This window comes from Streptomyces sp. SudanB5_2050 (assembly GCF_964272335.1).
GTDB classification, from domain to species: Bacteria; Actinomycetota; Actinomycetes; order Streptomycetales; family Streptomycetaceae; genus Streptomyces; species Streptomyces rochei.
In genome coordinates this window covers 7,466,863-7,481,267 of record NZ_OZ186760.1, presented here as the reverse complement: position 1 = coordinate 7,481,267, position 14,405 = coordinate 7,466,863, and the positions used below count along the sequence as shown (strand labels likewise).

Genomic DNA, 14,405 nt, shown 5'->3' with positions numbered 1-14,405 from the left:
TCCTTCAGAACCGGACGCCCACGAGCTCCTCCGAGACCTCCCAGACGCGCCGCGCCTCCTGTGTGCCGCGCAGGCGTCCATACAGCTTCTGCTCGGCCGGTGGACCGCCCATGTGTCCGGGCCAGTCCGGCCCGTAGAACCCGCCGCCCACGGCCCCGGGGGAAGTGGCGGCGTACAGCGCGGGCAGCTGCGCCGTGCGCACCGTTCCGACGAGGATGCCGCGGGCGGACAGAGCGCGGATCAGGCGTACGCCCACCGTGTCCTCGGCTCGGCCGACCTCGGGACGGGCGGCGAGCAGGCTCGTCGGCGCCACTCCGGGGTGCGCGAGGTTGCTGGTGATCCCCCAGCCCGCCGCCTCGCTGCGCCGGTCGAGTTCCAGACCGAAGAGGCCCAGGGCGATCTTCGACTGGCTGTAGGCGCGCATGCCGTGGTAGGAACGCTCCCAGTTCAGGTCGTCCCAGTTGACTGCGTTGCGGTTCGCCGCGACGCTCACCTGGGACGTCACCCTGGCCCGCCCGGCCCGCAGCAGCGGCAGCAGATGGGCGACCAGGGCGAAGTGGCCCAGGTGGTTGGTGCCGAACTGCAGCTCGAAGCCGTCGGCCGTGGTCTGCCGCTCGGGCGGGGTCATGACGCCGGCGTTGTTGACGAGGACGTGGACGGGACGGTCCTCGTCCAGCAGCGTCCTGCCCAGCTCCGCCACGGAGGCGAGCGAGGAGAGGTCGAGCGTCCGCAGCGACACCCGCGCGTCGGGGACGGCCGCACGGATCCGGGTGACGGCCTCGTCGCCCTTGCGCGGATTGCGGACCGGCATGACGACCTCCGCGCCGGCGGCGGCCAGACGCGTCGCGACACCGAGTCCGATCCCGTCGCTGGCACCGGTGACGACCGCGCGTTTCCCGGTGAGGTCGGGAACGTCGACGTCGTAGTCCTGGCGTGGCATGTGTGCACTCCCCAACGTTGTCGTTGTCCCCACCATGTCCCCGGCCGCCGGGCCCATCCAGGGACCGCCGATCCACCGAAGGGCCGGAGAGGGGGATCGACGATCCGTGGATGGGCCCGGCCACGCCCGCTAGAAAGGAACCGGCACGAGAGGGAGTGACGTATGGAGATCGACCGGGCCGCACTCGCCGCGTTCCTGCGGCGCCGCCGGGAGCTGCTGCAACCGGAGGACGTCGGCCTTCCCCGCGGCCCGCGGCGCCGGACCGTCGGACTGCGCCGCGAGGAGGTCGCCGAGCTCTGCCACATGTCGACCGACTACTACGCCCGGCTGGAGCGCGAGCGCAGACCGCAGCCGTCGGAGTCGATGATCGCCTCGATGGCGCAGGGGCTGCACCTCTCCCTCGACGAGCGGGACCACCTCTTCCGTCTCGCCGGACACGCCCCGCCCGTACGGGGCACCGGCGCCGTCGGCGAGCACATCAGCCCCGGGCTGCTGCGCGTACTCGACCGTCTGGCCGACACGCCCGCCGAGGTCGTCACCGAGTTGGGCGAGACGCTGCGGCAGACCCCGCTCGGCGTCGCCCTCACCGGTGACACGACGGGCTTCGCCGGCCCGGCGCGCAGCATCGGCTACCGGTGGTTCACCGACCCGGGGACCCGCGCGCTGTACGAACCGGCGGACCACGCGTTCCTCTCCCGGATGTTCGTGTCCGGTCTGCGTGAGGTGGCCGCTCTGCGGGGCCCCGGGTCCCGGGCCTCCCACTACGCCGAACTGCTCCTCGCCCGCAGCGACGAGTTCCGGGACCTGTGGGACAGACACGAGGTCGGCATCCGCCCGCACCACGTCAAGCGGTTCGTCCATCCCGAGGTCGGCGCACTGGAGCTGAACTGCCAGACCCTCCTCGATCCCGATCAGTCGCACCGTCTGGTCGTCTACACGGCGGTCCCGGGCAGCGAGAGCCACGAACGGCTGCGCCTCCTCGCGGTCATCGGCCCGCGGGCGCTGCGCTGACCCGCGACGTGCCTCAGCCGGCCGGTCCCGCGACGGCCGGAAGGACCTCCTCGGCGATGCCGAGCAGCACGCCGTCCTCCGGGAGACCTCCGGACTCGCTCCAGACGGTGATGTCGTAGGAGCCGCCGCGGTCCTCCCGGTCGAGGGCGACGGTGAGGGTCCGGGCCAGGGGCCCCTGCTCGACCGGGCCGCCGGAGGCACCGTTGGCGAGGTCGATGCTGATCCTCATGGTGTGGTCGGAGGAGAAGACCGCGGGGCGGCCCAGCACCGACAGGGGCTGGTGGTCCCTCTGGCCGCCCGTCTCCAGCAGTTTCACGTACTGGGCGATCGTCAGGTCGTTGTAGGTGGCCGAGACGTTGACGGTGTAGGTGTCGAACGTGACCTCGGCTTCCGGCTGGGCGACCTTCCCGTCCGTCAGGGGCGCGGTGCCGTTGTCACCGGACGCGGCGGTGGCGGTCTCGCCGGGTGTTCCCAGGAGGCCGGCCAGGTCGGGCCGGTTGAGCGCCCGGCACAGCACGTCACCCGTCACGGCCCGGGGCGTGTCCCGGTAGGCGCTCGGCGGCTCCTCCTCGAGGTCCGGGCAGGAGACGCCGTTCGCGGGCGCCGCGTCCTCGGAGGGCAGTATCCGCGGGCCGAACCACAGCGCGAAGCCGATCGCCGCGAAGACGGCGACGGCCGCGACGGCCTGGCCCCACGCGTTGGGCTCCTTCTCGGGGACGGCAGGGGCGACCGGGGCGGCGGGCGCGGCCTGGGGCTCGGGCCGGTGGGCGGCCGAGGCCGCCACGCCGTCCCGGCCGTCCGCGCGGTCCGTGCGGTCCCCACCGCCCGCACTGTCCCCGCCGTCCCCGCCGTCCACCGGTTCCGGCTTCCGGCGGGCGCGCAGGGCGTGGACCACTGTGCGGACACGGACCGCGGTGAACACGAGGAACACCAGGGCGATGCCGGCCGCCACCGGCTCTTCGTCATGGACGGCCAGATACGCGATGCGCACGCCGAAGACGGCCCCCACCACGATGAGGAGGGGTTCACGGACCCAGAAGGGCAGGATGCGGAGCAGGAGACCGAGCACCGGCTGATCTCAGCAGGTCAAGATCGTCACCGCTATGACGGAAGCCATAGTTCCGGGCACCGCGCGAAGGAGCGGGGGCCGACGGCGTCATCCGGACGTTTCCGCCCGCCGGAGGGGCGAGGGCGGTGACCGCCCCCGGCTACTCGATCAGCGCGTCCGCCGCGATGACCACGAGCCCGATCAGCATGTCCACGAGCCCCGCCCGGCAGGACGACAAGGGGCCGAGTCCGGCGGCCCGGGCCGCCGAGAACCCCAGGGCGAACAGGGCGACGGTGTTGAACAGCAGGGCCACGTCGGCGGCCGTTCCCTCGCTCCACCAGTGAGCCGTCGCGCCGAGCAGGAGCAGCACGGTGGGCAGTACGGCGGCGACCAGCGGCCACTCGGCGAGGATCGCCCGTGTCCGGCCCGCCCTCGCCGTTCCTCCGCCGGCGGCGCGCCGGGCGATGACGTGCGCGTACCCGTGGGCGGCACCCGAGGCCAGCGCGGTCAGGAGTACCCACAGCGCGTCCTGGGCGGGATCGGCCTCGTCGCCCGGCACGTCCAGCGCGGCCACCAGGGCGCTGGCCAGCACCAGTCCGTAGATGCCCCGGAACAGCCACCATTCCGCCGGCCGGTGCCGCGGGCCGCCCCTCGGCACGGCTCCGTGCGGGGGGACGGGATCGGCGTGGCCTGGCATCGCATCGCCTCGGTACGGACGGGGAACGGGTCGGCCTCATGCTCGCCCGGCACCTCGTCGGGCGGGAGGACGCCACGCGGGCCGGCAGCCTCTTCGGTGACCGCCGCTCGGCCGACGGGCGGCTGAGCCGATCTCGTCCGCGGCGCCGTCCCGGCGCTTGACGGTGAGGCGACGGGCTCCTCATACTGACGGCCAAATCGATTTGGCCAAATCGATTTGGCTCTCCGTCCAGGGCCGGATCGCGGCTGAAACCCGAGCGTTGTGCCCGTATGCCCGAACGGAGCCCGAACGTGTCTCATCCCAGCGACGACCGGCCCGAAGCCGGCCGACACACCGCACCAGGCTGGTCCGCGGCCTCCCGCCCGGCCGGCCGCGGACCAGCCACCGCCGCCCCCTTCGAGACCGACCACCCCGACCGCCCCGACCGGCGCGACCGATCCGACCACCCGGACGGGCCCAACCGACCCGCCCGCCCCGACCGCCCCGACCGCCCCGACGAGGCCGGAACCTCCGGGCAGGGCACTCCGTCCGCGCCCCACCCCGTGGACGAGTCGCGTCCGCTTCTGCGGATCGTGCTCTTCGGCATCCAGCACGTCCTGGTCATGGCCGCCACCCCGATCTCGGCGATGTTCCTGATGAGCGCCACGCTCGGCCTCGGCGCCGAGCTGACCGTCGAACTGCTCTCCGCCGCCTTCGTGCTGTCCGGGGTCGGATCGCTGATCCAGTCGCTCGGGCCCTGGAAGTTCGGGCCGCGGCTGCCCTTCGTGATGCTGCCGGGCGGGGCGCCGCTCATCCTGTTCCTCTCGATCGCCGAGCAGCACGGGCTGCGCACCGCCACCGGCGCGGTGATCCTCACGGCGGCGTTCTACTTCGTCGTGCTCCCGGTCTTCTCGCGGCTGCTGCGGTTCTTCCCCGCCCTCGTCATCGGGACGATGATCGTCATCGTCGGCGTCAACCTGGTGAAGGTCGGCGCGGTGCTGGTCACCGGACAACCCGGCACGCCCGGCTTCGCCGACCCGCGCGACCTCGGTCTGGGCATGGCGACGATCGGGTTCACCGTCGCCTGCTACCTGCTCTTCACCGGCATCCTGCGCCAACTCGCCGTGATGATGGGCCTGCTCGCCGGCACCGCCCTCGCCGGCGTGCTGGGCGCGATCGACGCCTCCGGCGCCGGGGGCGGCGGGGTCTTCAGTCTGCCGGAGCCGATGCCGTTCGGTTCCCCCGTCTTCAACCTCGTGGCCGCGCTGCCGCTGATGCTCTACAGCCTGGCCTCCATGGCCGAGGCGACCGGGCAGACCGTCATCAACGCCGAGGCCGTCGGCAAGGACATCGACGCCCGCACCGACGTGCCCAGGACCGTGCGCGGGGACGCCCTCACCTCGCTGCTGGGCGGATGCTTCGGCCTGCCCCTCATGGTGACCAGCGGGGAGAACATCGGCATCGTCCGGGTCACCGGCGTCCGCAGCCGGTTCGTCACCGCCGCGGCCGGGGTCGTCCTCATCGTGATCGGGTTCCTCGCCCCCGTGAGCCGCGCGATCAGCGTGATCCCCTCGGCCGTCGTCGGCGGCACCGCCATGGTCGTCTTCGCCGTCATCACCGTGCTCGGCATCCAGATGCTGGGCCGCTCCGACCTCGACCGGCACACCAGCACCTTCATCTGCGCCGTCGCCCTGGCGCTGGGGCTGCTGCCGATCCTCGTTCCCGGGGTGTACGGCCACTTCCCGCCGAACGTCCGCATCCTCCTGGAGAGCGGTGTCGCCGTCGGCGCGTTCGTCGCCGCCGTCCTCAACATCCTCTTCCACCATGTCCGGCCGGGCGTCGCCGCACGCCTGACCACGGCCCGCACAGAAAGCGACCGATGAACCAGTCACCGCCCGCACCCGACCCACGGACCGAACTCGGCCTGCTGACCGCCCCCGGCCCGCTCCTGCTCGAGCCGGACAAGGTCCTGCTCCCCGAGGGTCCCGTCGACGGCTGGGCCGTCGTGGTCCGCCACGGCCGGTTCGAGTCGGTCGCGCCCGCCGCAGCCGTGCGGCGCGCCCACCCGGGGCTGCGGGCGGTGCGGCTGCCCGGCCGGCTGCTGATGCCCGGTTTCGTGGACGCGCACCACCACCTCACCCAAAGCTTCGGCGCCGCGCTCGCCTTCGGGGAACCCTCGGAGATCTTCCGCCGGGTCTGGGTACCGCTGGAGGGCTCGCTGGACGAGGAGTCCGCGTACACCGCGGCCAAGCTGGCCGCGCTGGAGGCGCTGCGCGGGGGTTTCACCACCGTCACCGACGCCGGGACCCGCGCCGACGTGGACGTGGAGGTGGTCGCCGCCGCCGCGCGGGACGCCGGGATCCGCTGTGTGCTCGGACTCGTCTGCAACGACGCCGACGACGACGCTGCCGACGGCGACGGCCGTACGACCGTCGTGGAGCGGGCCGAGAAGCACCTCGCCCGCTACGACGGCGACCCGCTGGTGCGGGCTTCCCTGGCCGTCTCCATCCCCGAGGCGGCCACCGAGGGCACCCTGCGTGCCACCGCCCGGCTGGCCGCCGAGGCCGGAGCCGTCGTACAGATCCACGTCAACGAGCACCTGGCGGGCGTGGAACGCTCCCTGGTGCGGCACGGGCTGCGGCCCCTGGAGCACCTGCACGCCGTCGGCGCCCTCGGCCCGCAGCTGCTCGCCGCGCACGCCACGCTCCTCACGCCGCGCGAGCTGACCCTGCTGGCCGACACCGGGACCGCCGTCAGCTACAACCCGGTGGCCAGTGCCTGGAAGGGCAACGCGGTGGCGCCGGCCACGGCGATGGCCGAGCGCGGCATCCGCTTCGGGCTCGGCACCGACGGCACCCGCGGCGACGGCTTCCGGCTGGCCGAGGCCGCCGAGTTCGCCCAGCGGCTGGCGTACGGGCTGGCCGGCGGGGACTCCTCGTGCGGCGCCGGCTGGACCTGGCTGGAGCACGCCACCCGGGGCGGTGCGGACGCCGTCGGCCTGGGCGCCCTCACCGGTACCGTCGCCCCGGGCACGGCGGCCGACTTCCTCCTCGTGGACATCGACACCCCGGAGCTGGCGCTCTCCTGGGACCTGCCGTGGGAGCTGGTGCGCCGCGGCAACCGGGACCAGATCGCGGCCGTCTTCGTCGGGGGTCACCTACGGCTGTGGCACGGCCGGCCGACCGGCTGGGACGGCGCCGCGCTGGTGCGGCGCGCCGTCGAACTCGCCCGGGCCACCGTGGCACGGGCGGAGGTCGGCAGAGCGCATCCCACGTCCACGGCGGCGCGGGCACGGCATCTGGAACGGGAACGGAGCACGGCACGGTGACCTGGGTGACATTGACGGTCCTCGCCGTCACGGTGGCCGTGGCGGCGTTCGTCCAGGGCAGCAGCGGGCTCGGTTTCGCGCTGATCGTCGCTCCGGTGGCCGGCATCGTCGATCCCGGCCTGGTCCCGGTGTTCGTCCTGGCCTCGATGATCCCGCTCAACCTGTACGTCGCCTGGCGGGAACGGGCGTCGCTGGACCTGCGCGGCGCGGGCTGGATCACGGGGGCGCGGCTCGCGGCGACCCCGGCCGGGCTGGCGGCGCTCTGGCTCATCCCGGAACGCGGTCTCGGCGTGTTCGTCGGCGCGGCCACGGTGCTCGCGGCCGTCGTGAGCCTGGCCGCGCCCGCGTTCACCCCCGGCCGGGCCGCGTACGTCGGCGCCGGAGCGGTGACCGGGCTGACCGAGACCGCGACCGGGGTCGGCGGGCCACCGCTGGCGCTGGTCTACCAGCACCGGCCGCCCGCCGAGCTGCGCTCCACCGTCGCCGCCTGCTTCCTGGTCGGGGAGGTGGCGTCGCTGGCCCTGCTGCTGGGCACCGGGAAGGCGCAGGCAGCGGAGGTGGGCGAGGCGGTGCTGCTGCTGCCGGCGATCGCCGTCGGCGCGTGGCTCAGCCGGCTGGTGCACCACCGCTTGGACGCCCGCCGCACGCGGCTGTTCGTCCTGGTCTTCGCGCTGGTCTCCGGACTGGTCCTGATGATCGGCGTGTGAGGAGGCCGCACGGTCGGCCCTCGGCGACACGCGCCGCGCCCGGCGGCACACGCCGCGCCCGGCCGGGCGGTTCGCACTCGGGCCCGGACAATCCGCGCTCGGGCCCGGGCGGTTCACGCTCGGGCCCGGACGATTCGCGCTCGGGCCCGAGCAGTTCGCGCTCAGCCCTGGGCGGACCCCGCTCAGGCCCGGGCGGTTCGCAGCGACGACGCCCGGGCGATCACGCGCGGTTCCGGGGACGCCGCCACCGACGGTGCGGTGTCCCCGCGCAGCCGTCCCAGCAGCAACTCCACCGCGTCGGACGCCGCCCGGTCCAGATGCAGGTCCACGGCCGTCAGGGGCGGCTCGCAGGTGCGGGCCCGCAGGCCGTCGTAGCGGGTGACGACCATGACGTCGTCCGGCACGGCGCGCCCGCTGTCCCGGACGGCCCGCACGGCACCGACCGCGAAGGCGTCGACCAGTGCGCAGACGGCGTCGATGCCGGGGTGTTCGGCGAGCAGGGCGGCGCAGCACTCGTACCCGGCCTGCTCACCGCCCGACTCCGGCACCCTCGCCACCACGGGCGTCCAGCCGTGCTCCTCGGCGCGCCGCTCGTAGGCGGCGACCGCGTCCACGGACGAGTGCCGGGAGCCGGCGCCCACGATCAGCGCCGGACGGACGGCGCCCTGCTCCCGCAGGTGTTCCAGCAGCAGGTCCGCGACCAGGCGGCCCCGCAGGTCGACGTAGGGGGTGTCCTCCTCGGGCGACACGGGTCGGCCGAGCGCCACGTACGGCAGCCCGCGCTCGCGCAGTTGGGCGGCCGCCGCGTCCTCGATGTCCGGCTCGACCACGATGGCGCCGTCGATGTCCACGGAGTACAACGCCGAACCCGACTGCACCGGCGGCACGAGCACGAGCGCGTAGTCGTGGAGCAGGGCGCTCTCCGCCGCCGCGGCGGCGACCTCCATGTAGAACCCGAGCCGGGAGGGTCCGCCCGCCACCGCGAACGGCATCGAGGAGGCGAGCGCGATGGCCTTCGCCTGCCCGCGCCGCAGCCGCTGCGCCCGCAGATTGGGCCGGTACCCCAGCTCCGTCGCGACCTGCCGGATGCGTTCGCGCGTGCGGGGGTCGACCTTGCCGAGCCCGTTCAGGGCGTGCGACACGGTCGTGCGCGACACCCCGGCGGCGCGTGCGACATCCGTGATCGTGGGCGGCCTCGGACCCGAGGCGGACGGAGCCATGCGGAACGGACACCCCTCATCGGTGGTTGCGGCTGACCCAGCCATCTTCGCCGATCAGCCTACGACCACCGGTCGTGGGCAGCCGCCCGGCAACGACGTCGTACGCCTCGGTCCGGGCACGCTCCTCAGACGGCGATGGCGGCTCCGGTGACGCGCACCCGCGGGTCGCCGGGGCGCAGGTCCACCTCCAGCAGGGACGGGCGGCCCATGTCGTGGCCCTGGTGGAGCGTGAGCCTCGCGTCGTCCGGGACGAGGGCCAGAGCGCGGGCGTAGGCGCCGAACGCCGCGGCCGCCGCACCCGTCGCGGCGTCCTCGACCACACCCCCGACCGGGAACGGGTCACGCACGTGGAAGACGGCCGGGCCCTCGCGCCACACCAGCTGAACGGTCGTCAGGTCGAGCCGCTCCATCAACCGCAGCAACCGGTCGAAGTCGTAGTCCAGTCGGGCCAGCCGCTCGCGGGTTCCGGCGGCCAGCACCAGGTGGCGCACGCCCGCGAAGGCGATCCTCGGCGGCAGGGCGGCGTCGAGTTCCTCCGCCTGCCAGCCGAGCGCCGCCAGGGCCTCCGTCACGTCGGCGGGGTCGGCGTCCTCCACGCGGGGCACGACGCTGGTGAGGGTGGCCTTCAGGACGCCGTCCTGCTCCCGGACGGTCACCGGCACATGGCCCGCGGAGGTGTGGAAGTCGAAGTCGCCCGTGCCGAGGCGCTCGCCCAGCGCCACCGCGGTGGCCACGGTGGCGTGACCGCAGAAGCCGACCTCCGCCTTCGGGCTGAAGAACCGCAGGGTGAACGAGCGCGCGTCCTCCGGGTCGGGTCCGGGGGTGACGAACGCGGACTCCGAGTAGCCGAGTTCGGCGGCGATCGCCACCATGTCGGCGTCGTCGAGGGCGGTGGCGTCCAGGACGACAGCGGCTCCGTTGCCACCGCTCGGGCTGGTGGAGAAGGCGGTGTAGTGCAGCACCTCGGTGGTCCCCGCCGACTGCGACATGGTCATGGTCTCCGACTCCTGCTCACCTGCCGCAGGATGGCTGCCGCAGGGTGGTGGGTGGGTGGGTGATCGTGCTGACGAAGCAGGTTCTCAGCGGAGACGGTCGTAGATCAAGGCGATACTCGCGCCTTCCGCCGTCGCTTCCGTGGAAGGCCCGATTCCGTCGCGGGCGGCGGGCTATGGTGTGGGGCATGTGACCCGGGAGGAGCGGAACATGGTCGGTCGTCCGAGCACGCGTTGACGTTCTGGGCCCTGAACGGCCCGTCATCGCGTGCTGCTCGTACCGCGCGGCACAGCGAGCCTTCCTCCTCCGCCGGCCGAACCTGAGGCGCTCCTTCTCGAGCACCCGTCGGCGGGTCTCGTCTTCGGTCTTCCGAGGGGTTCCCCGTGCCATCGTCGTACTCGTCCCCTTTCCGCGCTTCCTCCGGTTCCTCCGGTTCCGGACCGCGCCCCGCGTCACGCCTGTGGCGCGACGGCGACTTCCGCAGGCTCTGGCTGGGCCAGACGTCCTCCCAGCTCGGTGAGCACACCACCCTGGTGATCCTGCCGCTCTTCGCCGTGCTGACCCTCGACGCCGACGCCGGCGGGCTGGGCGTCCTGCGCGCGGTGGGGCAGGCACCGATCCTGCTGCTGTCGCTGTTCGCCGGGGTCTGCGTGGACAGATGGCGAACCCGCACGGTGATGGTCCTCACCGACGCGGGCCGGGCCCTGGCCCTGGGCGGCGCGGCCGTGGCAGCCCTGCTCGGCGCGCTCGGAATGCCCACGCTGCTGGTGGTGGCCTTCGCCGTCGGCGCCCTCTCCGTCTTCTTCGACGTCGCCTACCAGGCGTCGTTGGTGCGCCTGGTGCGCCGTGACCAGCTGGTGCGGGGCAACAGCGCGCTCGAGGGCAGCCGGTCCGCCGCGCAGATCGGCGGTCCCGCCCTCGGCGGCACGCTGGTGACCACGCTGTCGGCTCCGATCGCCGTCGCGTCGGGCAGCGTCTTCTTCGTCCTCTCGTTCCTGTCGATCAGGCGCATCCGCCGCCCCGAGACCGTCCCGGTGCGCGCCGACGGACCTCCCCTCGTCCGGCGGCGCGTCGGCGAGGGCGTCCGCTTCGTCGCGGGCGACACCTCGCTGCGGACCGTCTGCCTGGCCTCGGCCGCCTTCCAGTTCTCCCTCGCCGCGGTCATGACCGTCTATCTCCTGCACCTGCCGCGGGAGCTGCACCTGTCCGGCACCGCCGTGGGCCTGGCACTCGCCGCCACCGGGCCGGGCGCCCTCCTGGGCTCCTTGCTGGCCGCCCGGCTGCCCGGACGCTTCGGTCACGGGGTCGTCCTCGTCTGCGCGGCGACGATCGGTGACGGCGTCTTCCTGCTGGTGCCCGCGCTGCACGGTGGTTCCGCCGTGACGCTTCCCGCGCTCGTCGCGCTCAATCTGGTCTTCGGGGCCCTCACCCAACTCGTGAACGTCACCGTCATGGCCGTCCGGCAGGCCGTCACCCCGGACGGGATGCAGGGGCGCGCCGCCGCGACGATTTCCTTCGTCGGCATGGGACTCACTCCGCTGGGCTCGCTGCTCGGCGGTCTGCTCGCCGAGACCTGGGGGACGCGCACCGGCCTGCTGGCCGCGGCCGCCGGCATGCTGCTGTCGCCGGCGCTGATGGCCCTGTCCCCGCTCGCCCGCCTGGGACGGACGCTGCCCGGCCCGCCGAAGGCTCCGGGCGGGGCGGAAGGGCGACCGGGACCGGGGCGGCCCGAAAGCTGACGGCGGTGCGGCGATGAGTTCCGGGGGCGCGGCGGGTCCACAAGACAGGGACGGCCGTCGCTCCCCCCACGAGAGGCGCATCGGGCCCGTCCCCGCCGACCGGCCGCGTTCGAGGAGGACGACATGACCGCCACCTACACCTTCGACGTCTTCTCCAGCCTCGACGGCTACGGCGCCGCCGGGGGCGACTGGACCGGGTACTGGGGGAAGCAGGGCCCCGAACTGCTCGACCGGCGCCTGGCCCTCTACGAGCAGGACCAGCGGATGGTCTTCGGGGCACACACCTACCGCGCGTTCACACGGATGCTCGCCGCGAGCACCGAGGACTCGGACGTGCGCGATCCCTGGGTCACCCGGATGCGGAACCTGCCGGCGACCGTGGTGTCGACGACGCTCAAGGATGCCCCCGACTGGCCGGACGCGACCGTCGAGAGCGGGGACGGCATCGAGATCGTCGCACGGCTCAAGGAGGAGTCCGCGGTCCCGTTGCGTTCGCACGGCAGCCTGTCGCTGAACCGGGCGCTGATGGCCGCCGGGCTCGTCGACCGCGTGCAGGTGACGCTCTTTCCCGTCATCACCGGCCGGACCGGTCTGGACCCGGTCTTCCGCGGGGCGGACGACTTCGACCTGGAGCTGATCGAGCACCGCACCCTCGACCGTCACGTCCAGGAGCTGATCTACCGGCCCACCCTCCACTGACGCGCGGGTGACGATTCGCACAACCCCGCCCCCGACCGAGCAACTCACCTGCCCAGCAGGTGAGTTGTTTGCTGTGTCCCGTGTCACCCCCATGGTAGATCGGGGTAAAACGGACATGTCCCGAGTTCAACAATAGCCGGTTCGTACGTCGTGCAGAACACTCATAAGCGCTTCCAGTACGACAGTTCGGACCAAAGAGAGCATGCGCGGACATGACCCACTCCCCCGAAACGCCTGAAGTACCCATACGCCCCTACCAGGTCACCGCCGCCGAGGTCGTCCCCGGCGACCTGCTGGCCCTGTCGCCCGAGGACGCGACCCGGCGGCGGTGGCACGTGGTCCTGCACACGCGGCCCGCCTCCCCGGAAGTGATCACCTTCGTGCTGCGGCCCCCGCTCGGCGGGGTGGACCACGAGGAGGAGCTGCGGCGGGAGCAGCGGGTCACCGTCGCCGGGCGGCGGCTCGACGTGGCCGCGGTGCCGCTGGTCAGCTCGCCTCCCCTCGACGGCGTGGAGTTCCGCGACGGGGACCGGGTGGTGTGCCTGCGCGCCGTCGACCCGCAGGCCGAGCCCGTGACCCACGTGCGCCGCTGGGGCGCCTGGCACCGGGACTCGGGCGAGGCACCGGAGGGCGGCGCCACCGACGCGGACGTCCGCCGGTGGGCCGCCGAGGCCGACCGGGCGGGCAACGTCGTACGGCACGAGCCGCGCCCCGTGCGGGAGGCCGAGCCGGCCGGGGTGCGGCGGGTCGTCGTCACCGGGCTCGGCGCCGTCTCCCCGCTGGGCGTCGGCACCGGCGAGTTGTGGCGGGGACTCGTCGAAGGACGGCACGGCATACGGGAGTTGACGGACGAGGAGTTCGACGGGCTGCCGGTGCGGATCGCCGGGACCGTGCCGGTGGACCCGGCCGGGCTGCTGCCCCGCCAGGCGGCCCGGCGGATGAACCGCGCCGCCCAGTTCGCGGTGCTGGCCGCGCGTGAGGCGTGGGCCGACGCGGGGTACGCGGACGGCGGCACCCGCGAGAGCGGGTTGGACCCGGAACGGGTCGGAGTGAGCCTCGGCGCCATCCTCGGGGACGCGTCGGTGCTCGTCGGCGGGGACCGGAAGCTGCGGGAGAAGGGGCCCCGCGGCGTCTCACCGCTCACCACCCCCATGACGGTGCCCTCGCAGGCGGCCTCGCAGGTCTCGCTCGATCTGCACATCACCGGTGAGGCGCGCACCGTGACCAGCGCGTGCGCCTCCGGTACCGAGGCGATCGGGCAGGCCGTCGACCGCATCCGGTACGGCCGGGTGGACGTCGCCCTCGCGGGCGGCGCCGAGGCGGTCGTCACCCCCGCGATCATGGCGTCCTTCGCGGCGATGCGGGCCCTGGCCGAGGGTGACCCGGCCACCGGCTCGCCCTCGCGCCCGTTCGCCAAGGACCGTGACGGGTTCGTCAACGCGGAAGGGGCGGGGATACTCGTCCTGGAGTCCGAGGAGCACGCCCGGGCCCGCGGCGCCCGCGTCTACTGCGAGGCCGCCGGATGGGGCCTGTCGGCCGACGCCCACCACGTCGCGGCGCCCGATCCGTCCGGTGACGGCATCGCGCTCGCGCTGCGGCGGGCGGTGCGGGACGCCGGGGGCCGTGTCGAGGACGTCGTCCACGTCAACGCCCACGCGACCGCCACGGTCGACGGCGATCTCGCCGAGGCGCGTGCCCTGCGGGGCGTGCTGGGACGCCGCGAGGTGCCGGTGACCGCGCTCAAGGGTCACCTGGGCCACCTCCAGGGCGCGGCGGGCGGCGTCGAGGCCGTCGCCGCGGTGCTCACCCTGCACCACGGGACGGTGCCTCCCACGGTCGGCTGCGCCGACGTCGACGACGCCGTCGACCTGGACCTCGTGCGGGGCGCGCCCCGTGCGCTCCCGGCCGCGGGCGACCTGGTGCTGAGCAACTCCTTCGGGTTCGGCGGCCACAACGCCGTACTGGCCCTGCGCCGGCTGGGCTGACCGGGCCGACCCGGATGCCTGCGGCCGTCGTTCACGGCCGCAGGCCACTGTGCGCCTCA

Annotated in this window: 12 protein-coding genes; 7 read left to right on the top strand and 5 right to left on the bottom strand. The window is 73.9% G+C overall.

Annotated elements, in window-relative coordinates; translation table 11 throughout:
* Positions 1 to 4: 4 nt before the first annotated feature.
* Positions 5 to 940, bottom strand: a complete 936-nt coding sequence (locus tag ACFZP7_RS32745; RefSeq protein WP_385637713.1) for an SDR family oxidoreductase — start codon at positions 938 to 940, stop codon at positions 5 to 7.
* Between the two features lie 162 nt (positions 941 to 1,102).
* Here ACFZP7_RS32745 and ACFZP7_RS32740 point away from each other — a divergent pair, with 162 nt between their 5' ends.
* Positions 1,103 to 1,951, top strand: coding sequence for a helix-turn-helix transcriptional regulator (locus tag ACFZP7_RS32740; protein ID WP_385637711.1), 849 nt, complete (start codon positions 1,103 to 1,105; stop codon positions 1,949 to 1,951).
* 13 nt (positions 1,952 to 1,964) lie between these two features.
* Here the strand turns inward: ACFZP7_RS32740 and ACFZP7_RS32735 are convergent, their stop codons facing one another.
* Entirely contained in the window at positions 1,965 to 3,020 is a 1,056-nt protein-coding gene (locus ACFZP7_RS32735; RefSeq protein ID WP_385637709.1) for a DUF6215 domain-containing protein, read from the bottom strand.
* A gap of 139 nt (positions 3,021 to 3,159) precedes the next feature.
* The gene (locus ACFZP7_RS32730; protein ID WP_193515254.1) at positions 3,160 to 3,696 is read right to left on the bottom strand and encodes a hypothetical protein; all 537 of its coding nucleotides are present in this window, start codon (positions 3,694 to 3,696) and stop codon (positions 3,160 to 3,162) included.
* A 602-nt stretch (positions 3,697 to 4,298) separates the two neighbouring features.
* Between ACFZP7_RS32730 and ACFZP7_RS32725 the strand changes: the two genes are divergently transcribed.
* Genes ACFZP7_RS32725 through ACFZP7_RS32715 form a run of 3 tightly spaced genes read left to right on the top strand, consistent with a single transcriptional unit; the run spans position 4,299 to position 7,710 of the window.
* Positions 4,299 to 5,558 (top strand): solute carrier family 23 protein, encoded by a 1,260-nt coding sequence (locus ACFZP7_RS32725; protein ID WP_247707288.1) that lies wholly within the window; start codon positions 4,299 to 4,301, stop codon positions 5,556 to 5,558.
* On the top strand, positions 5,555 to 7,003 hold the full coding sequence (locus ACFZP7_RS32720; protein ID WP_385637707.1) for an amidohydrolase family protein: 1,449 nt from the start codon (positions 5,555 to 5,557) through the stop codon (positions 7,001 to 7,003). Before ACFZP7_RS32725 ends, ACFZP7_RS32720 begins: the two co-directional genes overlap by 4 nt.
* Positions 7,000 to 7,710 carry a sulfite exporter TauE/SafE family protein gene (locus tag ACFZP7_RS32715; protein ID WP_385637705.1) on the top strand — a complete coding sequence of 237 codons (711 nt, stop codon included), beginning with the start codon at positions 7,000 to 7,002 and terminating at the stop codon, positions 7,708 to 7,710. The genes ACFZP7_RS32720 and ACFZP7_RS32715 overlap by 4 nt, the downstream gene beginning before the upstream one ends.
* 182 nt (positions 7,711 to 7,892) lie before the next feature.
* Here ACFZP7_RS32715 and ACFZP7_RS32710 read toward each other — a convergent pair whose 3' ends face one another.
* Together ACFZP7_RS32710 and ACFZP7_RS32705 are read right to left on the bottom strand one after the other, a co-directional pair.
* Positions 7,893 to 8,930 carry a substrate-binding domain-containing protein gene (locus tag ACFZP7_RS32710; RefSeq protein ID WP_385637702.1) on the bottom strand — a complete coding sequence of 346 codons (1,038 nt, stop codon included), beginning with the start codon at positions 8,928 to 8,930 and terminating at the stop codon, positions 7,893 to 7,895.
* A gap of 125 nt (positions 8,931 to 9,055) precedes the next feature.
* Entirely contained in the window at positions 9,056 to 9,925 is an 870-nt protein-coding gene (locus ACFZP7_RS32705) for a PhzF family phenazine biosynthesis protein (RefSeq protein ID WP_385637701.1), read from the bottom strand.
* A gap of 381 nt (positions 9,926 to 10,306) precedes the next feature.
* On the opposite strand from ACFZP7_RS32705, the gene ACFZP7_RS32700 reads away from it, so the two are divergent.
* The 3 genes from ACFZP7_RS32700 to ACFZP7_RS32690 all read left to right on the top strand — a co-directional run bounded on the left by ACFZP7_RS32700 (position 10,307) and on the right by ACFZP7_RS32690 (position 14,346).
* On the top strand, positions 10,307 to 11,662 hold the full coding sequence (locus ACFZP7_RS32700; protein WP_385637699.1) for an MFS transporter: 1,356 nt from the start codon (positions 10,307 to 10,309) through the stop codon (positions 11,660 to 11,662).
* 123 nt (positions 11,663 to 11,785) lie between these two features.
* Positions 11,786 to 12,361 carry a dihydrofolate reductase family protein gene (locus ACFZP7_RS32695; RefSeq protein WP_385637697.1) on the top strand — a complete coding sequence of 192 codons (576 nt, stop codon included), beginning with the start codon at positions 11,786 to 11,788 and terminating at the stop codon, positions 12,359 to 12,361.
* A 212-nt stretch (positions 12,362 to 12,573) separates the two neighbouring features.
* A complete protein-coding gene (locus ACFZP7_RS32690; RefSeq protein WP_210902452.1) occupies positions 12,574 to 14,346 on the top strand; it encodes a beta-ketoacyl synthase in 1,773 nt (590 codons plus the stop codon).
* Positions 14,347 to 14,405 lie beyond the last annotated feature (59 nt).

Excerpts from the sequence above, each read along its gene's own strand:
- ACFZP7_RS32745 (WP_385637713.1), bottom strand. The coding sequence starts at position 940 with ATGCCACGCCAGGACTACGACGTCGACGTTCCCGACCTCACCGGGAAA.
- ACFZP7_RS32740 (WP_385637711.1), top strand. The coding sequence starts at position 1,103 with ATGGAGATCGACCGGGCCGCACTCGCCGCGTTCCTGCGGCGCCGCCGG.
- ACFZP7_RS32730 (WP_193515254.1), bottom strand. The coding sequence starts at position 3,696 with ATGCCAGGCCACGCCGATCCCGTCCCCCCGCACGGAGCCGTGCCGAGG.
- ACFZP7_RS32725 (WP_247707288.1), top strand. The coding sequence starts at position 4,299 with ATGGCCGCCACCCCGATCTCGGCGATGTTCCTGATGAGCGCCACGCTC.
- ACFZP7_RS32720 (WP_385637707.1), top strand. The coding sequence starts at position 5,555 with ATGAACCAGTCACCGCCCGCACCCGACCCACGGACCGAACTCGGCCTG.
- ACFZP7_RS32710 (WP_385637702.1), bottom strand. The coding sequence starts at position 8,930 with ATGGCTCCGTCCGCCTCGGGTCCGAGGCCGCCCACGATCACGGATGTC.
- ACFZP7_RS32705 (WP_385637701.1), bottom strand. The coding sequence starts at position 9,925 with ATGACCATGTCGCAGTCGGCGGGGACCACCGAGGTGCTGCACTACACC.
- ACFZP7_RS32695 (WP_385637697.1), top strand. The coding sequence starts at position 11,786 with ATGACCGCCACCTACACCTTCGACGTCTTCTCCAGCCTCGACGGCTAC.
- ACFZP7_RS32690 (WP_210902452.1), top strand. The coding sequence starts at position 12,574 with ATGACCCACTCCCCCGAAACGCCTGAAGTACCCATACGCCCCTACCAG.